This window comes from Enterobacter sp. RHBSTW-00318 (genome assembly GCF_014101375.1).
GTDB classification, from domain to species: domain Bacteria; phylum Pseudomonadota; class Gammaproteobacteria; order Enterobacterales; family Enterobacteriaceae; genus Enterobacter; species Enterobacter ludwigii.
Genome location: NZ_JABXQH010000001.1, coordinates 3,423,232 through 3,448,394 on the forward strand (window position 1 = coordinate 3,423,232; position 25,163 = coordinate 3,448,394).

A 25,163-nucleotide genomic window follows, 5' to 3' on the forward strand; every position below is an offset into this window, starting at 1 on the left:
GTTATGGGTATCTTTTCCATCGCCAGCCAGCACATTCGCTTCGCCGTTAAGCTGGCGTGTGCCATTGTGCTGGCGCTGTTTGTCGGCTTCCACTTTCAGCTGGAAACCCCCCGCTGGGCCGTACTGACGGCGGCGATTGTCGCGGCAGGGCCTGCCTTTGCTGCGGGCGGGGAACCTTACTCCGGAGCGATCCGCTACCGTGGGATGCTGCGCATCATTGGGACATTTATCGGTTGTTTCGCCGCACTGACCATCATCATATTGATGATCCGCACGCCGCTGCTGATGCTGATGGTGTGCTGTATCTGGGCGGGCTTCTGCACCTGGCTCTCGTCACTGGTGAAGGTGGAGAACTCCTACGCCTGGGGGCTGGCCGGTTATACCGCGCTGATTATTATCATCACCATTCAAAGCGAACCGCTGCTTGCCCCACAGTTTGCCGTAGAGCGCTGCAGTGAGATTGTCATCGGTATTGTCAGTGCCATTGTCGCTGACCTGCTTTTCTCTCCTCGCTCCATTAAGCAGGAAGTGGATCGTGAACTGGATGCGCTGATTGTTGCCCAGTATCAGTTGATGCAGCTCTGTATTAAGCATGGTGACAGCGAAGAGGTAGATAAAGCCTGGAGCGCTCTGGTGCGCCGCACCACGGCGCTGGAAGGGATGCGCAGCAACCTGAACATGGAGTCTTCGCGCTGGGCCCGTGCCAACCGCCGCCTTAAAGCCATCAACACCGTCTCCTTAACGCTGATTACCCAGGCGTGTGAAACCTATCTGATCCAAAACACCCGCCCGGACGCGGTAACCGATACCTTCCGCGAGCTGTTTGCTGAGCCGGTGGAAACCGTGCAGGACGTACACAAACAGCTTAAACGCATGCGCCGGGTCATTGCCTGGACCGGGGATCGTGATACGCCAGTGACGATCTATACCTGGGTCGGGGCCGCGACGCGCTACCTGTTGCTGAAACGCGGTGTGATCAGTAACACCAAAATCAGCGCGGTAGAAGAGGAGGTGCTGCAGGGTGAAGTGGTGATCAAGGCAGAATCCGCCGAACGCCATCACGCAATGGTTAACTTCTGGCGTACAACGCTTGCCTGTATGCTCGGCACGCTGTTCTGGCTGTGGACCGGCTGGACCTCCGGCAGCGGCGCGATGGTGATGATCGCCGTCGTTACCGCGTTGGCGATGCGTCTTCCGAATCCGCGCATGGTGGCCATTGATTTCCTGTTCGGCACAATTGCTGCACTGCCGATTGGCGCGTTCTATTTTCTGGTGATCATTCCCTCGACCCAGCAGAGCATGTTACTGCTCTGTATTAGCCTTGCGGTGATGGCGTTCTTTATCGGAATCGAAGTACAAAAACGTCGGCTGGGTTCATTGGGTGCCCTGGCCAGTACGATTAACATCATTGTGCTGGATAACCCGATGACCTTCCATTTCAGCCAGTTCTTAGACAGCGCCTTAGGTCAACTGGTGGGTTGTTTCCTGGCGATGATGGTCATTCTGCTGGTGCGGGATAACTCTCAGGCACGGACGGGCCGCGTGCTGTTGAATCAGTTTGTCTCGGCTGCCGTGTCGTCCATGACCACCAATACTGCGCGTCGCAAAGAGAACCACCTGCCGGCGCTCTATCAGCAGCTGTTTTTACTGCTGAACAAGTTCCCGGGTGACATCGCCAAATTCCGTCTGGCGTTGACCATGATTATCGCGCACCAGCGTTTGCGTAATGCCCCCGTGCCCATCAATGACGATCTGTCGGCTTTCCACCGCCAGCTGCGTCGGACGGCCGACCACGTGCTTTCTGCCTCCAGCGATGACAAACGACGTCGTTACTTTAAGCAATTGCTTGAAGAGCTGGATATCTACCAGGAGAAGCTGAAAGTCTGGGAAGCACCGCCTCAGGTGACAGAGCCGGTAGGACGGCTGGTGTTTATGCTGCATCGCTATCAGAACGCCCTTACGGATAACTGACTGAAGTAAAAAAGCCGACGCCAAAAGCGTCGGTTTTTTTGTGGCTATACTTATTCCAGCATGCTCTTACATTCAGGAAGGGAGGACACATGACAACCCAGGCGCTTCAGGATAATCACCTTTTTCAGACCGGTTATCTGGTCAACGGCATATGGAAAACGCTGGACACGACGTTTGATGTGCTGAACCCGGCTACCGGTGAGGTCATCGCCAGAGTAGCCAAAGCCGGCAAAGCAGAAACCGAAGACGCCATTGCCGCGGCGGCCAAAGCCTTCCCAGCATGGCGCGCCAAAACCGCGAAAGAGCGTTCGGCAATTCTCTACCGCTGGTACGAACTGATCATTGAGAACAAAAGCTGGCTCGGGCGTTTAATGACCACCGAACAGGGCAAGCCCCTGCAAGAAGCGGAAGGCGAGGTGGAATACGCCGCGAGTTTTATCCAGTGGTTCGCCGAAGAGGCCAAGCGCGCGAACGGTGAAATTATTCCACCGATCAAACCGGGCTCCCGCATCCTGGCGACCCGCGAGCCCATCGGCGTGGTCGCGGCGATTACGCCGTGGAACTTCCCGATGGCCATGCTCACCCGTAAATTAGGTCCGGCGCTGGCGGCAGGGTGTACCGGGGTAATCAAACCGGCAAATAACACACCTCTCAGCGCCTTCGCGCTGCTTACGCTGGCAAAACAGGCCGGTGTACCGGATGGGGTACTCAACGCCGTAGCCGGGAATACGCATGAAATCAGTGACGCGATTATGGCGAGCCATGAGGTGCGGAAAATCTCCTTTACCGGCTCGACTTCCGTCGGCAAAACGCTGGTGCGTAACGCCGCAGAAACCATGAAGAAAGTGTCGATGGAGCTGGGGGGCAATGCGCCGTATATCGTCTTTGAAGATGCGGATATCGAGGCTGCCGTTAAAGGGGCTATCGCCAATAAATTCCGCAATGCCGGCCAGGTCTGCGTCAGCGTTAACCGTTTCTATATTCAGGAAACCGTCTACGACAAATTTGTGAATAAGCTTGCCGATGCGGTGAAGGCCCTGAAGGTCGGGAATGGTCTGGAAGAGGGCGTCATCGTGGGGCCGCTGATCGAATCCTCCGCCGTCGATAAGGTACGTGAACACGTTGAAGATGCCGTGGCCCGGGGTGCGACCGTTCTGGCGGGCGGTAAACCCCATTCGCTTGGCGGCAATTTCTGGATGCCAACTGTCCTGGGCGATTGCCATGAAGGCATGAAACTGGCTGAAGAAGAGACGTTTGGCCCGGTTGCGGCCTGCTTCCGTTTTACCTCGGAAGATGAAGTTATCCAGCGTGCCAACAACACGCCATATGGCCTGGCGGCTTACTTCTATACCCAAAATCTGGCACGTGTCTTCCGCGTGTCGCAGGCCATCGAAAGCGGGATGATAGGAATTAACGAATGTGCCGTCTCCACAGAGCTGGGGCCGTTTGGTGGGGTAAAAGAGTCTGGCCTTGGGCGTGAAGGGTCCGTGCTCGGGCTGGAAGAGTATCTGGAAGTCAAAACCCTGCATATTGGGGGATTATAATAATCAGGGCGGCGCAGGCCGCTCGCCTGGACTGGGTGACTGGCAATGAAAACCTATACCTTTGATTTTGACGAGATCGACAGTCAGGATGACTTCTATCGTGAATTTATCCGGGTGTTTGATCTTGAACGGGAAAGCGTCACCAATCTGGACACGCTGTGGGACGTGGTGACCGGCAGCCTGCTGCCGTTACCGCTGGAAATTGAGTTTATCCATCTGCCTGAAAAGTTGCGCAGACGGTTTGGCGCACTCATTTTGCTGTTTGATGAAGCGGAAGAAGAGCTGGAAGGGCAGCTACGCTTCAACGCGCGCCATTGATCAAGCCATAAAAAAGCCCCTGACCAGAAGGTCAGGGGCAAGTCGTATGATGAGATACGACGAGGGTTTATTTATACAGTTGAGCCGTTGCATGCCAGTGGTCACCCTGGTTCAGCTCGGTGACGCGATAGCTGCTGGCGCCTGCTTTTTCAGCTTTAGCGGCCAGTGCCTGACGGATATCCATTGGAGAGCCGGTAACGGACGTCACAGACACACTCCCCATAGACTGCAGATTCTGCGCCTGGTCAGCGTTCACTTGCTGTACGGCGGCACTTGCGCCGAAAGAGAGAACGGATGCCAGACCGAGGGTTGCGATGATGAATTTGGTTTTCATAGTTTTTGCTCCTGAATAGGGTTTTTGCTCTACGGCGAGAAGGGTTGAACTGCTATTTTTATGCCTGGTGCCGTTGAGTAGAGATTTTGGTCTTCAGTTATTACTAAAACTTATTTGTACAGCTCAGCGGTGGCGTGCCAGTGGTCACCTGAACGCGCTTCAATGATGCGATAAGATGACGCACCTTGTTCTTCCGCTTTTTTGTTCAGCATCTCATGCATGTCCATTGGAGACGTGCCGATTGCGCCGACAGAAACCGTACCGATTGCCTGGCGGGATTGTGCCTGCTCGGCATTGATAGCGTCAGCGGCGAAAGCACCGAATGACAGGACAGACAGGACGCTGAGCGCCGCTACAGTAGTTTTGATTTTCATGATTCTTTACCTCGTCGAATTTTTAGTGGGGTCTTTGTTTCGTGACCCTCATCACAAAATCAAGTATACACTAATAACGGTAAAAATTAATACCAGACTAATTGTTTCTGTTGTTATTACGTATTAACTAACCTGTTTTTTATAACCTAATGGCATAAAATTGTACGTTTATTGTTCAGGATGTGGCTGTATATCTAAGAAAATCATATGGATATCAGCTTTTGATTTTTTGTGCGATTTTTTGATTTATCATTCACCAAATGAATGTTAATGGGCGGTAAAAAGCACTATTTGTTAAAGTAAAGGGCGGGATAAAACAGGGGTAAACGCGGCAGAAGCAGAATGATCCCCGCAGCAGGACGCCACGGGGAGGGTAATCAGAGTTCCTGCTCGAACAGGTCCAGAATCGCTTCGTAGAGATCTTTCACTGAGAAGCCATTGGCGGGGGTAGTGAAGATGGTATCGTCACCCGCAATCGTCCCAAGGATGCCTTTGGGCTTACCCAGCGAGTCCAGCATACGTGCAATCAACTGTGCAGCGCCCGGGCTGGTATGGATCACAACAACGGCATCGTTGTAATCGATATCGAGAACCAGATTCTTCAACGGGCTGGAGGTGGTTGGCACGCCAAGTTCTGCAGGCAGGCAGTAGACCATCTCCATTTTGGCGTTACGCGTACGTACCGCACCAAATTTGGTTAACATGCGGGAGACTTTCGACTGGTTGATGTTATCGAAGCCTTGTTCCTGTAAAGCCTGAACAATTTCTCCCTGAGAACTGAATATCTCTTCTTTGAGTAGCGCTTTAAACGCCTTCACTAAATCTTCTTGCTTAGACGAGCTTCGCATAAGTCACCCGGAATATGACGAAAGAAACAACATTATTATGCATGTGGATGAATTTTTATGCAAATTATCTGCCAGCGGTTAGGCTGAAATAATGTTATGAAAGGGAGTGATTTTATCAGATTTCGTTATCAGAAAACATGCCTGGGTCACGGCAAGCAAATAAGCTTAAAAGTAAATTAAATGTTATCAAAATGATGTTGTTTTGGTGGCGTGGCAGGGTGTATTGTAACCCCCTCTTAATTCGTTGTCGTCTGTCGTCAGATAGCCTTCTGGTGAGAGATAAAGTCGCGCGACCTCAAATTATTTAGTGACGAAAATTGTAATTAATTACCTGCTGAATTATGGTCGCCGCAACGGAGTTACAGATACTTAAGTTAACCATAATAAGGAGTTTAGGATGAAAGTCGCAGTCCTCGGCGCTGCTGGTGGTATCGGCCAGGCGCTTGCCCTACTACTGAAAACCCAACTGCCTTCAGGCTCAGAACTCTCCCTGTACGATATTGCTCCGGTAACCCCAGGTGTGGCGGTTGACCTGAGCCACATCCCGACAGCTGTGAAAATCAAAGGCTTCTCCGGTGAAGATGCTCGTCCTGCCCTGCAGGGCGCGGACGTGGTGCTGATCTCCGCTGGCGTGGCGCGTAAGCCAGGCATGGATCGTTCAGACCTGTTCAACGTCAACGCGGGTATTGTGAAAAACCTGGTGCAGCAGATTGCTGAAACCTGCCCGAAAGCGTGCATTGGTATCATCACCAACCCGGTGAACACCACGGTTGCTATCGCGGCAGAAGTGCTGAAAAAAGCCGGTGTTTACGACAAGAACAAACTGTTCGGCGTAACCACGCTGGACATCATCCGTTCCAACACCTTTGTGGCTGAACTGAAAGGCAAACAGCCTTCAGAAGTTGAAGTGCCGGTTATCGGCGGTCACTCTGGTGTCACCATTCTGCCTCTGCTGTCGCAGATCCCTGGTGTTAGCTTCACCGAGCAGGAAGTGGCTGACCTGACCAAACGCATCCAAAACGCGGGCACCGAAGTGGTGGAAGCGAAGGCGGGTGGCGGTTCTGCAACCCTGTCTATGGGCCAGGCGGCGGCACGTTTCGGTCTGTCACTGGTTCGTGCACTGCAGGGCGAGAAAGGCGTTGTTGAATGCGCGTATGTTGAAGGCGACGGCGAACACGCTCGTTTCTTCTCTCAGCCGCTGCTGCTGGGTAAAAACGGTATCGAAGAACATCAGCCGATTGGCAAGCTGAGCGCGTTTGAACAGAACGCGATGGAAGGCATGCTGGATACGCTGAAGAAAGATATCACTCTGGGCGAAGAGTTCGTTAACAAGTAAAACGGATGTCCCCACAGGCCGGGTAAGCCGTCATGCCGCCCGGCAAAAAAAACGGAGCAATGCGCTCCGTTTTTTTATGCCTGTCAGTTGGTGGCCGGGTATTCCTGAATCGTCACCTGCAGCGTCAGCTTCTTATCGTTACGCATGACTTCAACCGGGATGATAGAGCCAGGACGGATCTCCGCAACCTGATCCATGGTCTCCAGCGCCGATACCGCTGGTGTGCCGTTGACCGACACGATGACATCATTAACCTGAATTCCCGCGTTAGCCGCCGGGCCGCCAGGCGACACTTCGTTGACCACGATGCCCTGAATCTGATCGATGCCACCGCCCTGCGAATGCATAGGCGCAATTTCACGACCGCCAATACCAATATAACCGCGGATCACACGGCCATCGCGGATCAATTTATCCATGATCTTGGTCGCCAGCTGGAAGGGAATGGCGAACCCAATCCCTTCCGGCGTCTCACCGTCATTGCTCTTATCGAACGAGAGGGTATTGATACCCATCAGTTCGCCCAGCGAGTTGACCAGCGCACCGCCGGAGTTACCATGGTTGATGGACGCATCGGTTTGCAGGAAGTTCTGCCGTCCCGACGGGTTGAGGCCAATGCGACCGGTGGCGCTGATAATCCCCTGCGTGATCGTCTGACCCAGGTTATAAGGGTTACCGATAGCCAGCACGACGTCGCCAATATGAGGGGTTCGTTTACGGTTGATAGGAATAACCGGTAAACCGCCCGTGGCGTTGATCTTCAAAACAGCCAGGTCGGTCAGGCTATCCGAGCCCACCAGCAGGGCCTCAAACACGCGGCCATCCTGCAGGGCAACGATGATCTGGTCGGCATCGTTAATCACGTGTTTGTTGGTAATGATGTAGCCGCGCTCGTCCATAATTACCCCGGAGCCGAGAGTGCGGATCTCCAGCTGGTTATGGGCTGAGCTATTGAGGCCACGGTTATAAACGTTAACCACGGCAGGCGCGGCACGGCGAACGGCCTGGTTGTAGGTCGCAGGCGTTTCATCCGCACTGTCGAACTGAGGCGCCGACAGCTTATTGAACTGGCGTAAAGACGGCATGACGACCAGCAGCAGGCCGGCAACAATCAAACCGATGACAATTGAACGAAAGAGCTTTAAAAGCATGATGCGCGTGTCGTTAATAAAGGAACGATTTGCAGCATAACATGAGTTATCCGGACATCACACGCAGCGGTGATGTCCGGAATCGCAAATGCTTAGCGCAACAGAATATAGATAGACTCGTTGCCGCGCATAACCTGCAGGGCAATGACCGCCGGTTTGCTTTCCAGCACCTTGCGCAGTTCTGCGATGGATTGCACGCGATTGCGGTTCACGCCGATGATCACATCATCCTGATGCAATCCGGCCTGCGCGGCAGGGCTGCTCTTCTCGACGGTATCGACACTAATCCCTTTCGTCCCGTCTTTCAGCTGTCCATCGCTCAGCGTTGCCCCTTGCAGCGCCGGGGCGATAAGCTCCGCGCTGGCAGAGGATGAGGTGCTCTTATCAAGCGTCACTTCGACATCCAGCGGCTTACCATCACGAATCAGGCCTAACTTCACTTTGGCACCCGGTTCGGTGGTGGCAATACGCGAGCGCAGTTCCGCAAAGCTGCTCAGCGGTTTATCGTTCAGGCTGACAATCACATCGCCCGACTTCACGCCAGCTTTTGCCGAGCCGGAGTTTGGCAGCACTTCACTGACAAACGCACCGCGCTGCACATTGATGTTGAACGCTTTCGCGATGTCAGCGCTCATCTCCATCCCTTTGATGCCCAACAGCCCGCGTTTGACCTCACCGAACTGAATGAGCTGCTGCGCCAGCGTTTTGGCCATATTGCTGGGGATGGCAAAACCGATGCCGATACTGCCGCCGCCCGGCGCCAGGATAGCGGTGTTAATCCCAATCAGCTCGCCGTTGAGATTGAGCAATGCCCCGCCGGAGTTCCCTCGGTTGATTGAGGCATCGGTCTGGATAAAGTTTTCCAGGCCTTCCAGATTCAGACCGCTGCGACCCAGCGCCGAGATTATCCCGGAGGTGGCGGTTTGCCCTAAACCAAACGGATTTCCCACGGCGACGGCAAAATCACCGACACGCAGTTTATCGGAGTCCGCAATGGCAATCTGAGTCAGATTGCTCGGGTTTTGCACCTGCAGCAGCGCGATGTCGCTCTGGTCATCGCCGCCAATCAGTTTGGCCTCAAACTCACGCCCATCGTTGAGCTGTACGCTGATTTTATCGGCCTGACTGATAACATGATTGTTGGTCAGAATATAACCTTTGGCCGCATCAATAATGACGCCAGAACCCAGACCTTCAAAAGGCTGCGCCTGCTGGTCGGGCGACTCATCGCCAAAATATTTTTTCAGTTCTTCAGGTACGCGTTGATTTTGTAATGCCGTGCCTTCTACCTGCACGCTCACTACCGCAGGCAGAACTTTTTCCAGCATTGGCGCAAGGCTTGGAATTGCCGCCTGGCCGGGTACCTGGGAAGGCAGGGCGGCAGATGCAGGGAAGGACGCCGAGAGAGATAACCCGACACTTAACGCTATAGCGCTCAACAGCTGGTTTTTTTTCTTCATCGATGCTGACTCTCGTAACCTGGAATAAAGGAAAAACGGCCCTAAAACACGTTGATGTTATTGAATTTTAAACCGCTGAACAATGAAGTGCTTACTCAATAATAGCTGGGGTCATGAAGAAAGGACGGGCGCAATAGCAGCGCCCGTAAAATAAATTCAGGTTGTGCGATTAATCGCGTTTTGCACCGCCGCGCAGCAGGCCGGACGCGCCATCTGAATAGTCGCGTGGCATCTGAACAGGGGCCTGATCGTTACCGGCTTCAGAGTCGGCCAGACGGTTACGGAATGGATTGGATTCCGCGGTCATTTCTGGCAGCAGGCTGCTGGAGCTTTTTGCCATATGTTGATAGAGCTGACGATAGTCGGTCGCCATGTTGTCCAGCAGCTCGGCGCTACGGGCAAAGTGGCTGACCAGCTCTTCACGATACTCTTCCAGTTCGGCTTTGTTCTTTTCCAGTTCGTACTGCAGTGACTGCTGCTGACGCAATTTGCGATTACCGAAACGCATGGCCACAGCACCAATGACGATGCCGACGACTAAACCGATTAGCGCATATTCCCAGGTCATGAACTTCTCCCGTTGTCTTGTTGTTCCGTAGGGTGTTGGCTCGGCTCCTGCCTGTGCCTGATATTGCCACTATAACCGCTATTTCCGCAGAAGTGGAATCCTGACGTATCATCGCGTAGTGTAGAACGGCCTTTTTTTCATCAGTCACGTCTGCTGGTGAGTATTATTTGAAGGAATAACAATACGTTTATGCAAAACCTGTCCCCTGCATCGCGATACCAACTTGCCCTTAATGAGGGTACACATCAGCCGGATGACGTTCAGCGTGAAGCGGTGAATCGTCTGGATACGATTTATCAGGAGCTCACGGCAAAACCTGCAGAGAGTGAACAGAGCGGTGGGCTGAAGGCGGCTCTGGGGCGGTTGCTCGGAAAAAAAGAGCCACAGACTCATGCGCCGGTGCGCGGTTTGTATATGTGGGGCGGCGTCGGGCGCGGGAAAACCTGGCTGATGGACCTCTTTTATCTGAGCCTGCCGGGTACCCGTAAGCAGCGCCTGCATTTCCACCGCTTTATGCTGCGTGTTCACGAAGAGCTGACGGCACTGCAGGGCAAAAGCGATCCGCTGGAGATTGTGGCCGACAGGTTCAAGGCGGAAACGGACGTACTCTGTTTTGACGAGTTTTTTGTCTCCGATATTACCGACGCCATGCTGCTGGGTGGCCTGATGAAAGCGCTGTTCGCACGCGGGATAACGCTGGTGGCGACCTCGAATATCCCGCCGGATGAGCTTTACCGCAATGGCCTGCAGCGCGCGCGTTTCCTGCCCGCTATTGATGCCATCAAACAGCACTGCGACATCATGAATGTTGATGCCGGGGTGGATTACCGCCTGCGTACCTTAACTCAGGCGCATCTGTGGCTCTCTCCCTTAAACGATGAGACCACGCAACAGATGGATAAACTGTGGCTGGCGCTGGCGGGGGCAAAACGGGCTCATGCCCCTGAGCTCGAGATTAACCATCGCCCGCTGCAAACCCTGGGTGTCGAAAATCAAACCCTGGCCGTCTCCTTTGCAACGCTCTGTGTGGATGCCCGCAGTCAGCATGACTACATCGCGCTCTCGCGCCTGTTCCATACCGTGATGCTGCTCAACGTGCCGGTCATGACGCCGCTGATGGAAAGCGAAGCGCGCCGCTTCATTGCGCTGGTCGATGAGTTCTATGAGCGTCACGTGAAGCTTGTGGTCAGCGCCGAGGTACCTTTATATGAGGTGTATAAAGGCGAGCGGCTGAAGTTTGAGTTCCAGCGCTGTCTGTCGCGCCTGCAGGAGATGCAAAGCGAGGAGTATCTTAAGCTTCAGCATATGCCATAAATGCGACCTTCTCCCCGTGGGAGAGGGGCTGGGGGTGAGGGCGGCAGACCGCAAAAACCTTACCCCCGAAAAACCCGCCTCGAATCACATTTAAGGGTCGATCTTTGACCTCAACTTCTCTATAATCTTGCGACCCCACGTTACGAGAAGGTTTTTTTCCCGAAACTTTCTATGTGTCGGCATTAGCTATTCGAAGGGGTAGGTTTGCCGGACTTTGTCGTGTGAACCTCAACTGACTAAACGTTTGGGTGTTCACCAACGTGTAACTTATTATTTGGGTAAGCTTTTAATGAAAACTTTTACAGCTAAACCAGAAACCGTACAGCGCGACTGGTATGTTGTTGACGCGACCGGTAAAACTCTGGGCCGTCTGGCTACTGAACTGGCTCGTCGCCTGCGCGGTAAGCATAAAGCGGAATACACTCCGCACGTTGATACGGGTGATTACATCATCGTTCTGAACGCAGATAAAGTTGCTGTAACCGGCAACAAGCGTACAGACAAAATGTACTACCATCACACTGGCCACATCGGTGGTATCAAAGAAGCGACCTTTGAAGAGATGATTGCTCGCCGTCCTGAGCGTGTGATTGAAATCGCGGTTAAAGGCATGCTGCCAAAAGGCCCGCTGGGTCGTGCTATGTTCCGTAAACTGAAAGTTTACGCAGGTAACGAGCACAACCACGCGGCACAGCAACCGCAAGTTCTTGACATCTAATCGGGATTATAGGCAATGGCTGAAAATCAATACTACGGCACTGGTCGCCGCAAAAGTTCCGCAGCTCGCGTGTTCATCAAACCGGGCAGTGGTAAAATCGTAATCAACCAACGTTCTCTGGAACAGTACTTCGGTCGTGAAACTGCCCGCATGGTAGTTCGCCAGCCGCTGGAACTGGTTGATATGGTAGAAAAACTGGATCTGTACATCACCGTTAAAGGTGGTGGTATCTCCGGTCAGGCAGGTGCGATCCGTCACGGTATCACCCGCGCTCTGATGGAGTACGACGAATCCCTGCGTTCTGAACTGCGTAAAGCTGGCTTCGTTACTCGTGACGCTCGTCAGGTTGAACGTAAGAAAGTGGGTCTGCGTAAAGCACGTCGTCGTCCACAGTTCTCCAAACGTTAATCCTTTTCTGCTTACGCAGAAACGATTGGCGAAAAACCCGCTTCGGCGGGTTTTTTTTTATGGATAATGTGCAGGTTATCCACAGCATCACTGCATATATCTTCTCTTTTTCCACATTTCCAGAATCCCCTCACCACAAAGCCATCAAAATCTGGTAAACTATCATCCAATTTTCTGCCCAAATATCGGTGAATACTCGTTTTTTGTTCGATTATTGAACAATGTGTTTTCTCTGGGATGGGCGATACAACATCTGGCTGGCCCTGTTTGGGCTGGTAGCAGTAAAAATTCTGAATATACCTGGAGGTTTTCATGGCTGTCGCTGCCAACAAACGTTCGGTAATGACGCTGTTTTCTGGTCCTACTGACATTTATAGCCATCAGGTTCGTATCGTGCTGGCCGAGAAGGGTGTCAGTTTTGAGATCGAGCATGTGGAAAAGGATAACCCGCCTCAGGATCTGATCGATCTCAACCCGAGCCAAAGCGTACCGACGCTGGTGGATCGCGAGCTGACCCTGTGGGAATCCCGTATCATTATGGAATATCTGGATGAGCGTTTCCCGCATCCACCACTGATGCCTGTTTACCCTGTTGCACGTGGTGAAAGCCGCCTGTACATGCAGCGTATCGAAAAAGACTGGTACACGCTGATGAACGTTATCGTCAACGGTTCCTCTTCTGAAGCAGACGCTGCACGTAAGCAACTGCGTGAAGAGCTGCTGGCGATTGCTCCTGTGTTTGGTCAGAAACCATTCTTCCTGAGCGATGAGTTCAGCCTGGTAGATTGCTACCTGGCGCCGTTGCTGTGGCGTCTGCCAACCCTGGGCGTAGAGTTCAGCGGTCCGGGCGCGAAAGAGCTGAAGGGCTACATGACTCGCGTATTTGAACGCGATTCTTTCCTGGCATCTTTAACTGAACCGGAACGTGAAATGCGTCTCGGCCGAGGCTAATGACTGTGGAAATGTCACAACTTACCCCACGCCGTCCGTATCTGCTGCGCGCCTTCTATGAATGGCTGCTGGATAACCAGCTCACGCCGCACCTGGTTGTGGATGTGACGTTGCCGGGCGTGCAGGTTCCTATGGAATATGCACGTGACGGGCAGATCGTACTGAACATCGCGCCGCGCGCGGTGGGTAACCTTGAACTGGCCAACGACGAAGTGCGCTTTAACGCGCGTTTCGGCGGTGTGCCGCGTCAGGTTTCTGTACCGCTGGCTGCGGTGCTGGCGATTTATGCGCGTGAAAACGGTGCAGGCACCATGTTTGAGCCGGAAGCGGCTTATGACGAGGATGTTGTCGGCCTGAATGACGAAAACGGCGCTTCGGAAAACGAAAGCGAAACGCTGATGTCGGTCATTGAGGGTGACAAGCCCGATCACAATGACGATCCTGATGACGATCCGCCGCCGCGCGGAGGCCGTCCGGCACTGCGCGTTGTGAAGTAGTAAAAGCATTTTTATCGACTATCCAGTTAGTTATTCAGACTAGCTGGATTTTTTTATGTCTTTTTATGTCAAAACGTTTAATAAAGTAAATCATATACATCCCTTCTTTTTTGCTTGCCCCCACCGTTCGGATAATTTCAAGCTATATCTCCGCTGAATATAATATGTTGTTTTAAAGCTATATACACTCTTATAAATAAATATCACTTATTGATAACGTTATTCTAAATCCATAAATTAATTTTTCTAAATTGCTTGTATTTATAAAGATTATATTATCTACGCATGCTCTCAAGCATGACGATAAACAGTATGGGGTAAATTTATTTATCCCTGCTGTATTTAATATTGCAATTACTCATATGTTAAGGAATAACAAGTGAAAAAGGTTTTACTCGCTACTGCGCTCTCTCTCTGTGTGACATCCGCTTTTGCGGCTAACCCAACTGCCGTTCTGAAAGTCAAAGGTACGCTGACTAATTCAGCCTGTACGCCTCAGTTAAGCAACGGCGGAACGGTTGACTACGGCACAGTTAGTTTGGGTGGTTTAAGCTCAACGGCAGTTAACCAGCTGGGCCAGAAAGACATCGATCTGACTATTACCTGCACCGCAGCAACAAAAGTGTCCTGGAATATGATTGACGATCGCGCTGATTCTAACGCGAAACTCACCGTTGAGAATGGCATGTTTGGTGGTGGTTCTAATTCGTCTGAAAGCCAGACTTACGGTGTAGGTAAAACAACAGGTGCAACACCAGTGAACATCGGAACATACTCGCTGTTCGTTAAAACTGACAGCGTAATGGCTGACGGGGCTAAAGTTGACCCAATTTACCAGCAGAATGCTACCGGTAACTGGTCGAAGAGCACCAACGGTACAACTCAGGGCGATAACTATCGTGACTTCACCGTTGCGACTGTTGGCACCCTGGCTCCACTGGCGTTCCAGACCGCAACCTTCCCACTGGTGACCTCTCTGGCGATCCAGGATACCACCACGCTGGCGATCACTGATGACACCCAGCTTGATGGTCAGGTGACTATCAGCCTGCGTTATCTGTAAGACTTTTAATCGAGTAAACGTAATTTAATTAACCGGAGAGTAAATGCGCTGCATTTACTCTCTTTTTAACGGCGCGATAAACATGGACTGTTCTGTTGTTGCTTTCAAGGAGATATTATTATGCATTGTTTAAAATCCACTTTATTTAACACGCTTATTACTGCCGCGTTATTATCTGCCAGTGTTGCTGTACATGCAGAAGGCATGGTGCCTGAAACCAGTCTGTTAATCATTGATGAAGCAACGCACAGTGGAACCATTAACGTCAAGAATACCGATTCGCATCCTTCACTTTTATATACGAATGTCGTTGACCTGCCGGACGATACTGGTCTTAAGCTTATTGCAACGCAGCCGGTGGTACGTCTTGAGCCAGGTCAGACGCAGCAGCTGCGCTTTATTCTTCAGAACAAACAGCCATTGGATGTAGAGCATTATAAACGCGTCACATTCGACGGTATTCCGCCTAAAAACGATGATAAAAAAATAAAGATTGGCATTAACATTCGCCAGGATATCCCCGTGCTTATTCGTCCGGCATCCCTGGGTGTGGTCACTGATGCCTGGAAGTTCCTGAAGTGGTCCTCAAACGGCACGTCCGTCACCGTGAACAATCCCAGCAAATATGTGGTCCGTCTTGGGCAGAACGTGATGCTGCTGCCTTCAGGTGTGAGTGCCTCTCTGTCCAAAACCTACATTCTTCCTGGCGAAACGCTAACGGCTGATATGAGTAAGAAAGTCAGCGGTGACAGCAGCGTTAAGTTTTTCCCGGCCAGCCGCTATGGCGTTGAGGTACCGAGCTTTACGTCGGAATTAAATAAATAAAATAGGGATATGACGGTGAGTAAACAAAGCCGCCTTGCACTTTGTGTCCGCGCCATTCTTTGCGGCACATTACCTCTGGTGTTACTTGATTCAACATCCGTTCTGGCGAGGGAGGTCACCTTCGACACGGGGATAATGCAAACGCTGGGGTTGAATAAAGATCTCAACCATTACTTCGCAGAAGCACCGCGCTTTTTACCCGGAACCCACTCCGTTTCGGTGAAGGTCAACGGGAAAGAACGAGGAATGGCTGCAGTTCGTTTCAACAAAGACGGCATGCTTTGCTTTGATAACGATCTCATGGAGTTTGCTGGGCTGATGCCTGTGTCAATAAAGTCCGGTGAGGAGTGTCATGATATTCGGGATAACTATCCTAAAGCCGTCATCAACGCCTTGCCTAACCAGGAGGCCGTTGAACTCTATCTACCAGCTGAAGCGGTGAACAGTCTGTCGTCGGATATCAAAAACTTTCAGCATGGCGGAACGGCGGCGCTGCTGAACTATTCATTGTTCAGCACCCATAACGACTATGGTGACAATGACAGCAGCCGCTACTCTCAGGCCAGCCTGGAAGCCGGATTCAACACGATGGACTGGGCACTGCGCAGCCGTTATATCCTGACGGATGACGACGGTAGCCGAAATGCCGAAAGCATTTACACCTATGCAGAGCATGTCTTTACCGCGCAAAAAATGACGATGCAGGTGGGTGAAATCAACGCCATGTCCAACGTGTTGAGCGGGGTGCCGATTACCGGCGTTCAGTTTATGCCGACCAGCGGTCTGGCGAGAGCAAGCTCTGGCGTGAGCGTTTCCGGTATTGCCCAGTCTTCCCAAGCACGTGTCGAAATCCGCCAGAACGGTCAACTGGTCTTCAGTACCCTTGTGCCAGCCGGCCCCTTCACGCTGGATGACGTGCCCGTGGTTCGCAACAATGTGGATCTGGACGTCTCGGTGGTGGAATCCGACGGCGCGACTAACCGTTTCATCGTCCCGGCGTCTCAGGTAAGGGCGCGCAACCTTTCACGCCCGCAGGGTCTAACCCTTTCTGTAGGTCAGGTGCGCAGCATCGACAGCGACTATAACGATCCGCTGGTGATGAACATCTCTGACGGCTGGCGTGTCTCTCCGTGGATGAATCTCCTGGCTTCAGGTGCCGCTGCGGAAAACTATCAGGCGGCAGGCGGCAGGACAGAGTTCCTGATAAGCGATGACTGGACCCTTTCAACGGGTGCGGCAGTCAGCAATGCGAGCTTTGGTGACAGCAGCAGCGGGGTAAAAACCGAGCTGCAAAGTGATTACATCCTGAACGAGTACGTCGGTTTTTCAGGCAGTGCGACGCATTATAGCGGAGAGTATCGCGAACTGGCTGATGCGATGGACGATGATTATCAGGGATATGACAACACCTATTCCGGCAACGTTCGCTTCTCCTCCCCTCTGGCGGGGGTGTTTAGCGCAGGGTTCAACTACAACCAGACCAGCGGTGACGGTGAAGATTCACGTTACCTCTTGCTGTCATGGGGCAAGACCTTTACGTACGCGTCAGTATCCATGAACTGGCAAAGTGCGGTCGGTAATGTCGATGACGATCAGGACAATGAGATGTTCTACGTCAACGTGAGCATCCCGCTCGGCGGCAGTCAGTCCATCAGTACCTATATGCGTAAACAGGGTGATAGCACCTCCTATGGCGCGTCTAACAGCGGCTCGCTGGGAGACAACACGAACTATTACATCTCAGCCGATCGCGATCAGGATTCGAAAGACAACAGCTTCAACGGCAACATCAACACTAACCTGCGCTATACGCAACTGAGCGTGGGGGGCGGAACCAGTGGGGATAATCAGCGGAACTACAATGCGACATTGTCGGGTGGTGTGGCCATGCATAAAGAGGGTGTGACTTTCTCGCCGTATACGATTCAGGACACCTTCGCGATTGCCAGACTGAGCGAGAAGAAGAGCGGCGTTGAAATCTCCACTCCGCAAGGTACCGTCTGGACCGATCCATGGGGCCAGGCCGTGGTACCTTCACTCAACGAATGGCATAACTCCCGCATAGAAATTGATGCTAATAAGCTGCCGCAGAGTATGACGCTGGCTAACGGCACGAAATATATTGCCGCAGGCCATGCCTCGGTCAGCGAGATTGATTTCAAAGTACTCAACAGCCGCCGCGTCATGCTAAGCGTTAAGCAGGCTGACGGTCAGCCCCTGAGTAAAGGGATCTCGATTGTTGATGAGAAAGGTAACTATATCGTGACCACGGTTGATGATGGCCACGTCTTTATTAACGATGCCGATCAGCTGAGCGCGCTCTACGCGCTAGACGGTGACAATAACCGACTGTGTAAGATTGATTACACCCTGGCTGATAAGCGTGACGAAAATGCCTTCTATGAAGAAGTGAACGGAGTCTGCCGATGAACAGTCGACACTTATCGGGCTTAGTGGCCTTGCTGATGCTCGGCGTGACAGGAATAACCCATGCTGAGGAGTGCCAGCTCAGCCTCTCACAGCCGGTGGTGGATTATCATGAGATGCGCCGGGATACGGTCGAAACGACGCAGCAGGACTGGCATAAAATGGCCGATCGTGACATCACGGTAAACGTTTTTTGCCCTCAGTCTCAGCAGATGGCGGTGATACTGCGCGGTACAGCGGGAGATAAGGGGCGGTTTCTTTTTGGGCAGTCCGGCGGTGTCGCAGTCAAAATTGACAACATGACCGTCGATGGCAAAAGTTACATCGTGGGTAAAACGGTCGATCAGCTGAATTTTACGCCTGAAAACGGTACACCGACGCCGTTCTATCTGCGTAATAACGAGGCGGTGATTGCGCTTGAGAATAACCAGGTCCCTTCCGGCCAGCAGATGAGTTTCAACGTAACGCTCTCACCGGTTCTCAATGAAAGCGCGTTCAGCCATCTGACAGATCAAACTACGCTGGAAAGTGATTTGACCTGGAGCTTATTGACGAAGTAACCCTTCTTTTTGCGGCACCACAGAAAAGCGGAGTTGCAGGGGGAAAATCAACGGTGGTTAACCGCATAAAAAAAGCCGGATGGTATTTGCCATCCGGCTTATTTCTTACACTTCCAGGTAGTTCAGAATACCGTCAGCGGCTTTACGGCCTTCGGCAATCGCGGTAACGACCAGGTCGGAACCGCGAACGATATCACCGCCAGCAAAGATTTTCGGGTTGCTGGTCTGGAACGCGTTTTCGTTGCCTTCCGGCGCAATAACACGACCCTGAGAGTCCAGCTCTACGCTGTGCTTCGCCAGCCACTCCATGCTGTGAGGACGGAAACCGAACGCCATTACTACGGCATCGGCCGGGATCACATGCTCGGAACCTGCCACGATCTCTGCGCGACGACGACCTTTCGCATCCGGCGCACCCATCTCAGTGCGCGCCATTTTCACGCCGCTCACTTTGCCGTTGGCATTCACTTCAATACCCAGAGGCTGGATGTTGAACTGGAATTCCACGCCCTCTTCACGCGCGTTTTTCACTTCGCGTTTAGAGCCCGGCATGTTCTCTTCGTCACGGCGATAGGCGCAGATCACGTGTGCCGCATTCTGGCGAATGGAGGTACGCACGCAGTCCATCGCGGTATCACCCCCGCCCAGCACCACCACGCGTTTGCCTTCCATGCTGACATACGGCTCATCGGCGGTTTCGCCATAGCCCATGATCTGTTTGGTATTGGCAATCAGGAACGGCAGTGCGTCGAATACGCCCGGCGCCTCTTCGTTTTCCAGACCACCGCGCATGGACTGATAGGTTCCCACGCCCAGGAAGACGGCGTCGTAATCCTTCAGCAGGTCGTCGAGCTGCACGTCGCGACCGACTTCCACGTTCAGTTTGAACTCAATGCCCATACCGGTGAAGATTTCACGGCGGCGGGTCATGACCTCTTTTTCCAGCTTAAAGGCCGGAATACCGAAGGTCAGCAGACCGCCGATTTCCGGATGGCGGTCAAAGACCACGGCCTTCACGCCGTTACGGGTCAGTACGTCCGCACAGGCCAGGCCCGCCGGGCCCGCACCGATGATCGCCACACGCTTGTCGGTTTGCTTCACGCCGGTCATATCCGGACGCCAGCCCATTTCGAAGGCTTTATCGTTGATATAGCGTTCGATATTACCGATGGTCACCGCGCCAAATTCGTCGTTCAGCGTACAGGAACCTTCACACAGACGGTCCTGAGGACACACGCGGCCGCACACTTCCGGCAGGGTGTTTGTCTGGTGAGACAGCTCGGCAGCTTCAAAAATACGTCCTTCGTTGGCCAGTTTCAGCCAGTTCGGGATGTAGTTATGGACCGGACATTTCCATTCGCAGTAAGGGTTACCGCAGGACAGGCAGCGGTCTGCCTGTGCTTTGGCCTGGCCTTCTGAAAACGGCTCATAGATTTCTACAAATTCAATTTTACGGATCTTCAGCGGTTTCTTTGGCGGATCAACACGCTGCAGGTCGATAAACTGGTATACGTTCTGGCTCATCTGAATTCCTTACTGCGCCTGCACACGCAGCTCTGCTGCGCTACGACTACGGTGACCCAACAGGGCTTTAACATCGCTGGACTTCGGTTTAACCAGCGCGAATTTCGCAGAGAACGCCGGCCAGTTGGCCAGGATCTCTTCGCCGCGCGAAGAACCGGTATGCTGCACGTGTTCGGTAATCAAACCGCGCAGGTGTTCTTCGTGGATAGCCAGCGTTTCAACGTCCAGCACTTCCACCAGTTCAGGGTTCACGCGTTTGCGGAACTCACCGTCTTCATCCAGGACGTAAGCAAAACCGCCCGTCATGCCTGCGCCAAAGTTCACGCCGGTTTTACCCAGGACGCACACAATCCCGCCCGTCATGTATTCACAACCGTTATCACCGATACCTTCAACCACGGTGATGGCACCGGAGTTACGTACGGCAAAACGTTCACCTGCACGACCTGCTGCAAACAGACGACCGCCGGTCGCGCCGTACAGACAGGTGTTACCGATGATGCTGGCATCGCAGCTACGGAAGGCTGAACCGACCGGCGGACGCACCGCCAGCAGACCACCCGCCATGCCTTTACCGACATAGTCGTTGGCATCACCGGTCAGATACAGTTCAACGCCGCCGGCGTTCCACACGCCGAAGCTCTGACCCGCGGTACCGCTGAAGTGCGCGGTAATCGGGTCGGCCGCCAGGCCCTGGTCACCGTGCGTTTGCGCGATGTAACCGGAAAGCGATGCACCGACAGAACGGTCAGTGTTGCGAATATCAAACCAGAACGTTTTGCTCTGCTTGTCATCCACATACGGCTTCGCTTGCTGCAGCAGCTGCGCGTTCAGCACGCCATTGTCGAACGGCGGGTTGTTCTCGGTGCAGTAGACCGCTTTGCCAGGATGTGGCTCGGCAGTTTCCAGCAACTTAGACAGCTCCAGCTTCTGCTGTTTGGCGGTGAAACCTTCCAGCTCTTTGAGCAGGTCGGTACGGCCAATCAGATCCACCAGGCGTTTCACGCCCAGCTGTGCCATCAGCTCACGGGTTTCGCGGGCGATGAAATCAAAGTAGTTCGTCACTTTGAACGGCAGGCCGTGGTAATGGTTCTTACGCAGCTTCTCGTCCTGGGTTGCAACACCGGTAGCACAGTTGTTCAGGTGGCAAATACGCAGGTATTTACAGCCGAGCGCGACCATAGGGCCCGTGCCGAAACCAAAGCTTTCCGCACCCAGAATCGCCGCCTTGATGATGTCGAGGCCGGTTTTCAGGCCGCCATCCACCTGCAGACGGATCTTATGACGCAGACCGTTAGCCACCAGCGCCTGCTGGGTTTCCACCAGGCCAAGCTCCCACGGACAGCCCGCGTATTTCACGGAGGAGAGTGGGCTTGCCCCGGTACCACCGTCATAACCGGCGATGGTGATCAGGTCCGCATAGGCTTTTGCCACACCGGTCGCGATGGTGCCAACGCCCGGTTCGGAAACCAGCTTCACGGAGATCATCGCTTTCGGGTTGACCTGTTTCAGGTCGAAAATCAGCTGCGCCAGATCCTCGATAGAGTAAATATCGTGATGCGGTGGCGGAGAAATCAGCGTCACACCCGGTACGGAGTAGCGTAATTTGGCGATATACGGCGTGACTTTATCACCCGGTAACTGGCCGCCTTCGCCCGGTTTTGCACCCTGAGCGACTTTAATCTGAATCACGTCGGCGTTAACCAGATACGCTGGCGTGACGCCAAAGCGACCGGATGCAACCTGCTTGATACGTGAGACTTTGTTGGTGCCATAACGGGCAGGGTCTTCACCACCTTCACCGGAGTTTGAATTGCCGCCGATGCTGTTCATCGCTTCAGCCAGCGCTTCGTGAGCTTCCGGGCTGAGCGCACCGATGGACATTGCCGCGGTGTCAAAGCGTTTAAACAGTTCAGTGGCAGGCTCAACGTCGTCAATGCTGACGGCTTCATCACCCGGGTTCAGCGCCAGCAGGTCGCGCAGCGTCGCCGCCGGACGGCTGTTCACCAGTTCAGCATACTGCTGGTAATCGCTGTACTCGCCGCTCTGAACGGCCTGTTGCAGCGTACGCACCACGTCCGGGTTATAAGCGTGATATTCACCGCCGTGGACATACTTCAGCAGACCACCTTGATCCAGCGGCTTACGTGCCAGCCAGGCGCGTTTCGACAGGTTCATCAGATCCTGCTGGAAGTCAGCGAATCCGGCACCGCCGATACGGCTGATAACACCCTGGAAGCAAAGTGTCGCCACGTCGTCATGCAGACCGACCGCTTCAAACAGCTTCGAGCAGCGGTAGGAGGCGATGGTCGAGATGCCCATTTTGGACATGATTTTGTACAGGCCTTTGTTGATGCCGTTACGGTAGTTCAGCATCACCGTGCGGTAATCTTTGTCGATAGCACGGGTATCCACGAGACGCGCCAGCGTTTCGTAGGCCAGGTACGGGTAAATAGCCGTCGCACCAAAGCCTAACAGCACGGCAAAGTGGTGCGGATCGCGGGCGCTGGCGGTTTCAACAATGATGTTGGCGTCGCAGCGCAGGCTCTTATCGACCAGACGCGTCTGGATAGCACCTACCGCCATTGGGGCCGGTACCGGCAGACGGTTTTTCGCAATATTGCGGTCAGAGAGCACCAGCAGAACGGTACCGTTACGCACCATCTGTTCCGCTTTGTCACACAGCGCATTCACCGTCTCTTCGAGGGTCGCTTCGGTCACGTCGAAAGTGATATCGAGCGTGTCGGCGCGGTAGTGATCCTCTTTCAGGGTGGTGAGCTGTTTGAAATCAGAGTACAGCAGGATCGGCGATTTAAAGGTCAGGCGGTGCGCCTGGCCTTCAGCTTCGCAGAAGACGTTCATCTCGCGACCGATGCTGGTGGCCAGTGACATCACGTGTGCTTCACGCAGCGGATCGATTGGCGGGTTGGTCACCTGCGCAAACTGCTGACGGAAGTAATCATAAATGATGCGTGGCTGGCTGGAGAGCACGGCAAACGGGGTATCGTCACCCATGGAGCCGACCGCTTCCTGGCCATTTTCACCGAGTACGCGGATCACGGAATCCAGCTCTTCGGCGCTGTAGTTAAACTGTTTCTGGAAGCTGGCGAGCGTATCGTCGTCCAGCTCACGACTGCCCACTTCTTCATCCGGCAGATCTTCGAATGGCACCAGGCGACGAACGTTTTTCTCCATCCACTCTTTGTACGGATGGCGGCCCTTCAGATCGTTATCGGTTTCAGCAGAGTGCAGAATGCGCCCACCGCGGGTGTCGATAACCATCAGCTCGCCCGGGCCAACGCGGCCTTTCTCAACCACTTCGTCAGGCTGGTAATCCCAGATACCGACTTCAGAGGCGCAGGTGATGAGCTTATCTTTGGTGATGACGTAGCGTGCCGGACGCAGACCGTTACGGTCCAGGTTACAGGCAGCAAAGCGACCGTCGGACATAACGATGCCCGCCGGGCCATCCCACGGCTCCATGTGCATGGAGTTAAAGTCGAAGAACGCGCGCAGCTCTGGATCCATATCCGGGTTGTTCTGCCATGCCGGTGGCACGAGCAGACGCATGGCGCGCACGATATCCATACCGCCTGCCAGCAGCAGCTCCAGCATGTTATCCATGGAGCTGGAGTCAGAGCCGGTTTCGTTAACGAACGGCGCGGCATCATGCAGGTCAGGGATCAGTGGCGTCTGGAACTTATAGGTACGAGCACGCGCCCACTGGCGGTTACCCGTAATGGTATTGATCTCGCCGTTGTGCGCCAGGTAGCGGAACGGCTGCGCCAGCGGCCAGCGAGGGACGGTGTTGGTGGAGAAGCGCTGGTGGAAGAGGCAGATGGCCGATTCCAGACGCAGGTCCGCCAGGTCCAGGTAGAAGCGCGGCAGGTCAGCCGGCATACACAGACCTTTATAGATGTTCACCAGGTTAGAGAGGCTACAGACGTAGAACTCTTTGTCGTCCTGGAGACGTTTTTCAATGCGACGACGGGCGATAAACAGACGGCGTTCCATATCACGCGGACGCCAGCCCGCAGGGGCATTAACAAAAATCTGTTCAATTCGAGGCAGCGAGGAGAGGGCGATTTCGCCGAGTACCCCTTCGTTGGTTGGCACATCGCGCCAGCCAACAATAGACAGGGTTTCACGTTGAAGTTCTTCTTCGACGATGCGGCGTGAGGTGGCAGCTTTTTCAGGATCCTGATTCAGGAACAGCATACCGACAGCGTAGTTTTTGGCTAAACGCCAGCCGCGCTCTTCCGCAACGATACGGAAGAAACGATCCGGTTTTTGCAGCAGCAGACCGCAACCGTCGCCGGTTTTACCATCAGCAAGGATGGCACCACGGTGCTGCATGCGGGCCAGTGCGTGAATAGCAGTACGCACTACCTTGTGGCTAGGTTCGCCTTCTATGTGGGCGATCAGGCCGAAACCACAGTTATCCTTCTCAAGGGATTTATCGTACAACATATCAGTGAACCTCCCCAGGCTCGTCGGGCTTCCCACTGAACCGTGGCGCACAGGCACAGAAAGAGCATGGCGACGGGGTTTGCGTTTCATACGCGTACCTCGCATTCGCCCTCTTTTTCATCCTTTCGCGCAGGTAAACAAGTTTGAGGACTTGCTTCAGAGGGAATCTCAATTACTGCATAAATATGATGAGCAGGCTGCTCATCCAGAAAGCTTCCAGCGGATTTCCAACTTATCGGGAATTGGTACACAGGTCAAATGGCAATCTTATTTATACAAAAATGTGCTAAAGAGCTATTAACTATTTGTATATAAAAGAAATTCAACTCTATTTACAACGTTTGTAAGCTGTGGTGAGACGCAGCGGAGTGTGATCTGACTCACTATATGAAAGCGGTATTATCGATGTAGCGTGCTGAATAGCCGTTTTTTAGCAGAATAATTCTCTACGATGAAATGCAAACCCGCATAAAGTCACTGTTTTTCAGTGCTGACGCTATAA

Annotated in this window: 22 protein-coding genes; 13 read left to right on the forward strand and 9 right to left on the reverse strand. The window is 53.3% G+C overall.

Annotated features, from left to right (window positions below):
• The first annotated feature begins 3 nt into the window (after positions 1-3).
• From aaeB to HV157_RS16960, 3 genes are all read left to right on the forward strand, one after another.
• Positions 4-1,971 (forward strand): p-hydroxybenzoic acid efflux pump subunit AaeB, encoded by a 1,968-nt coding sequence (gene aaeB / locus HV157_RS16950; RefSeq protein ID WP_014171852.1) that lies wholly within the window; start codon positions 4-6, stop codon positions 1,969-1,971.
• A gap of 89 nt (positions 1,972-2,060) precedes the next feature.
• Positions 2,061-3,515 (forward strand): NAD-dependent succinate-semialdehyde dehydrogenase, encoded by a 1,455-nt coding sequence (locus tag HV157_RS16955; protein ID WP_182268739.1) that lies wholly within the window; start codon positions 2,061-2,063, stop codon positions 3,513-3,515.
• Positions 3,516-3,560: 45 nt separating this feature from the next.
• Positions 3,561-3,833 (forward strand): barstar family protein, encoded by a 273-nt coding sequence (locus tag HV157_RS16960; RefSeq protein ID WP_014171850.1) that lies wholly within the window; start codon positions 3,561-3,563, stop codon positions 3,831-3,833.
• Positions 3,834-3,900: 67 nt separating this feature from the next.
• Here the strand turns inward: HV157_RS16960 and yhcN (HV157_RS16965) are convergent, their stop codons facing one another.
• From yhcN (HV157_RS16965) to argR, 3 genes are all read right to left on the reverse strand, one after another.
• Positions 3,901-4,167, reverse strand: a complete 267-nt coding sequence (gene yhcN / locus HV157_RS16965; protein WP_014171849.1) for a peroxide/acid stress response protein YhcN — start codon at positions 4,165-4,167, stop codon at positions 3,901-3,903.
• 110 nt (positions 4,168-4,277) lie between these two features.
• On the reverse strand, positions 4,278-4,541 hold the full coding sequence (gene yhcN / locus HV157_RS16970) for a peroxide/acid stress response protein YhcN (RefSeq protein WP_014171848.1): 264 nt from the start codon (positions 4,539-4,541) through the stop codon (positions 4,278-4,280).
• Between the two features lie 377 nt (positions 4,542-4,918).
• Positions 4,919-5,389: a transcriptional regulator ArgR gene (gene argR, locus HV157_RS16975; protein WP_014171847.1), complete on the reverse strand. Its 471-nt coding sequence runs from the start codon at positions 5,387-5,389 to the stop codon at positions 4,919-4,921.
• Positions 5,390-5,786: 397 nt separating this feature from the next.
• On the opposite strand from argR, the gene mdh reads away from it, so the two are divergent.
• The gene (gene mdh / locus HV157_RS16980; protein ID WP_014171846.1) at positions 5,787-6,725 is read left to right on the forward strand and encodes a malate dehydrogenase; all 939 of its coding nucleotides are present in this window, start codon (positions 5,787-5,789) and stop codon (positions 6,723-6,725) included.
• An 83-nt stretch (positions 6,726-6,808) separates the two neighbouring features.
• Here mdh and degS read toward each other — a convergent pair whose 3' ends face one another.
• From degS to zapG, 3 genes are all read right to left on the reverse strand, one after another.
• Positions 6,809-7,876 carry an outer membrane-stress sensor serine endopeptidase DegS gene (degS, locus tag HV157_RS16985; RefSeq protein WP_020883511.1) on the reverse strand — a complete coding sequence of 356 codons (1,068 nt, stop codon included), beginning with the start codon at positions 7,874-7,876 and terminating at the stop codon, positions 6,809-6,811.
• A gap of 92 nt (positions 7,877-7,968) precedes the next feature.
• Positions 7,969-9,336 carry a serine endoprotease DegQ gene (gene degQ, locus HV157_RS16990; protein WP_014171844.1) on the reverse strand — a complete coding sequence of 456 codons (1,368 nt, stop codon included), beginning with the start codon at positions 9,334-9,336 and terminating at the stop codon, positions 7,969-7,971.
• A 169-nt stretch (positions 9,337-9,505) separates the two neighbouring features.
• On the reverse strand, positions 9,506-9,904 hold the full coding sequence (gene zapG / locus HV157_RS16995; RefSeq protein WP_014171843.1) for a Z-ring associated protein ZapG: 399 nt from the start codon (positions 9,902-9,904) through the stop codon (positions 9,506-9,508).
• A gap of 189 nt (positions 9,905-10,093) precedes the next feature.
• Here zapG and zapE point away from each other — a divergent pair, with 189 nt between their 5' ends.
• The 3 genes from zapE to rpsI all read left to right on the forward strand — a co-directional run bounded on the left by zapE (position 10,094) and on the right by rpsI (position 12,344).
• Positions 10,094-11,218: a cell division protein ZapE gene (zapE, locus tag HV157_RS17000; RefSeq protein ID WP_032680185.1), complete on the forward strand. Its 1,125-nt coding sequence runs from the start codon at positions 10,094-10,096 to the stop codon at positions 11,216-11,218.
• Between the two features lie 289 nt (positions 11,219-11,507).
• Entirely contained in the window at positions 11,508-11,936 is a 429-nt protein-coding gene (gene rplM / locus HV157_RS17005; protein WP_003860434.1) for a 50S ribosomal protein L13, read from the forward strand.
• A gap of 15 nt (positions 11,937-11,951) precedes the next feature.
• The gene (gene rpsI, locus HV157_RS17010) at positions 11,952-12,344 is read left to right on the forward strand and encodes a 30S ribosomal protein S9 (RefSeq protein ID WP_003860436.1); all 393 of its coding nucleotides are present in this window, start codon (positions 11,952-11,954) and stop codon (positions 12,342-12,344) included.
• A gap of 11 nt (positions 12,345-12,355) precedes the next feature.
• On the opposite strand, the gene HV157_RS17015 is transcribed toward rpsI, so the two are convergent.
• Positions 12,356-12,658, reverse strand: a complete 303-nt coding sequence (locus HV157_RS17015) for a hypothetical protein (RefSeq protein WP_182268740.1) — start codon at positions 12,656-12,658, stop codon at positions 12,356-12,358.
• Here HV157_RS17015 and sspA point away from each other — a divergent pair.
• The 6 genes from sspA to HV157_RS17045 all read left to right on the forward strand — a co-directional run bounded on the left by sspA (position 12,657) and on the right by HV157_RS17045 (position 18,667).
• Positions 12,657-13,295: a stringent starvation protein SspA gene (gene sspA / locus HV157_RS17020; protein ID WP_014071978.1), complete on the forward strand. Its 639-nt coding sequence runs from the start codon at positions 12,657-12,659 to the stop codon at positions 13,293-13,295. The two genes, HV157_RS17015 and sspA, sit on opposite strands and share 2 nt — an antisense overlap.
• 5 nt (positions 13,296-13,300) lie before the next feature.
• Entirely contained in the window at positions 13,301-13,792 is a 492-nt protein-coding gene (gene sspB / locus HV157_RS17025; RefSeq protein WP_025202910.1) for a ClpXP protease specificity-enhancing factor, read from the forward strand.
• Between the two features lie 379 nt (positions 13,793-14,171).
• Positions 14,172-14,855 (forward strand): DUF1120 domain-containing protein, encoded by a 684-nt coding sequence (locus tag HV157_RS17030; protein ID WP_032679063.1) that lies wholly within the window; start codon positions 14,172-14,174, stop codon positions 14,853-14,855.
• A gap of 120 nt (positions 14,856-14,975) precedes the next feature.
• A complete protein-coding gene (locus HV157_RS17035; protein WP_014171838.1) occupies positions 14,976-15,680 on the forward strand; it encodes a fimbria/pilus chaperone family protein in 705 nt (234 codons plus the stop codon).
• Positions 15,681-15,689: 9 nt separating this feature from the next.
• Positions 15,690-18,110 carry a fimbrial biogenesis usher protein gene (locus tag HV157_RS17040; RefSeq protein ID WP_079231637.1) on the forward strand — a complete coding sequence of 807 codons (2,421 nt, stop codon included), beginning with the start codon at positions 15,690-15,692 and terminating at the stop codon, positions 18,108-18,110.
• Positions 18,107-18,667, forward strand: a complete 561-nt coding sequence (locus HV157_RS17045) for a hypothetical protein (RefSeq protein ID WP_079231638.1) — start codon at positions 18,107-18,109, stop codon at positions 18,665-18,667. Before HV157_RS17040 ends, HV157_RS17045 begins: the two co-directional genes overlap by 4 nt.
• 105 nt (positions 18,668-18,772) lie before the next feature.
• Here the strand turns inward: HV157_RS17045 and HV157_RS17050 are convergent, their stop codons facing one another.
• Both HV157_RS17050 and gltB read right to left on the reverse strand, forming a co-directional pair.
• A complete protein-coding gene (locus tag HV157_RS17050) occupies positions 18,773-20,191 on the reverse strand; it encodes a glutamate synthase small subunit (protein ID WP_020883515.1) in 1,419 nt (472 codons plus the stop codon).
• Positions 20,192-20,200: 9 nt separating this feature from the next.
• Entirely contained in the window at positions 20,201-24,661 is a 4,461-nt protein-coding gene (gltB, locus tag HV157_RS17055) for a glutamate synthase large subunit (protein ID WP_182269132.1), read from the reverse strand.
• Between the last annotated feature and the right edge of the window lie 502 nt (positions 24,662-25,163).

Excerpts from the sequence above, each read along its gene's own strand:
- HV157_RS16960 (WP_014171850.1), top strand. The coding sequence starts at position 3,561 with ATGAAAACCTATACCTTTGATTTTGACGAGATCGACAGTCAGGATGAC.
- rplM (WP_003860434.1), top strand. The coding sequence starts at position 11,508 with ATGAAAACTTTTACAGCTAAACCAGAAACCGTACAGCGCGACTGGTAT.
- HV157_RS17050 (WP_020883515.1), bottom strand. The coding sequence starts at position 20,191 with ATGAGCCAGAACGTATACCAGTTTATCGACCTGCAGCGTGTTGATCCG.
- rpsI (WP_003860436.1), top strand. The coding sequence starts at position 11,952 with ATGGCTGAAAATCAATACTACGGCACTGGTCGCCGCAAAAGTTCCGCA.
- HV157_RS17040 (WP_079231637.1), top strand. The coding sequence starts at position 15,690 with ATGACGGTGAGTAAACAAAGCCGCCTTGCACTTTGTGTCCGCGCCATT.
- sspA (WP_014071978.1), top strand. The coding sequence starts at position 12,657 with ATGGCTGTCGCTGCCAACAAACGTTCGGTAATGACGCTGTTTTCTGGT.
- zapE (WP_032680185.1), top strand. The coding sequence starts at position 10,094 with ATGCAAAACCTGTCCCCTGCATCGCGATACCAACTTGCCCTTAATGAG.
- HV157_RS17045 (WP_079231638.1), top strand. The coding sequence starts at position 18,107 with ATGAACAGTCGACACTTATCGGGCTTAGTGGCCTTGCTGATGCTCGGC.
- degS (WP_020883511.1), bottom strand. The coding sequence starts at position 7,876 with ATGCTTTTAAAGCTCTTTCGTTCAATTGTCATCGGTTTGATTGTTGCC.
- gltB (WP_182269132.1), bottom strand. The coding sequence starts at position 24,661 with ATGTTGTACGATAAATCCCTTGAGAAGGATAACTGTGGTTTCGGCCTG.
- HV157_RS17035 (WP_014171838.1), top strand. The coding sequence starts at position 14,976 with ATGCATTGTTTAAAATCCACTTTATTTAACACGCTTATTACTGCCGCG.
- HV157_RS16955 (WP_182268739.1), top strand. The coding sequence starts at position 2,061 with ATGACAACCCAGGCGCTTCAGGATAATCACCTTTTTCAGACCGGTTAT.
- HV157_RS17015 (WP_182268740.1), bottom strand. The coding sequence starts at position 12,658 with ATGAAAACCTCCAGGTATATTCAGAATTTTTACTGCTACCAGCCCAAA.
- yhcN (WP_014171848.1), bottom strand. The coding sequence starts at position 4,541 with ATGAAAATCAAAACTACTGTAGCGGCGCTCAGCGTCCTGTCTGTCCTG.
- degQ (WP_014171844.1), bottom strand. The coding sequence starts at position 9,336 with ATGAAGAAAAAAAACCAGCTGTTGAGCGCTATAGCGTTAAGTGTCGGG.
- argR (WP_014171847.1), bottom strand. The coding sequence starts at position 5,389 with ATGCGAAGCTCGTCTAAGCAAGAAGATTTAGTGAAGGCGTTTAAAGCG.
- aaeB (WP_014171852.1), top strand. The coding sequence starts at position 4 with ATGGGTATCTTTTCCATCGCCAGCCAGCACATTCGCTTCGCCGTTAAG.
- yhcN (WP_014171849.1), bottom strand. The coding sequence starts at position 4,167 with ATGAAAACCAAATTCATCATCGCAACCCTCGGTCTGGCATCCGTTCTC.
- zapG (WP_014171843.1), bottom strand. The coding sequence starts at position 9,904 with ATGACCTGGGAATATGCGCTAATCGGTTTAGTCGTCGGCATCGTCATT.
- mdh (WP_014171846.1), top strand. The coding sequence starts at position 5,787 with ATGAAAGTCGCAGTCCTCGGCGCTGCTGGTGGTATCGGCCAGGCGCTT.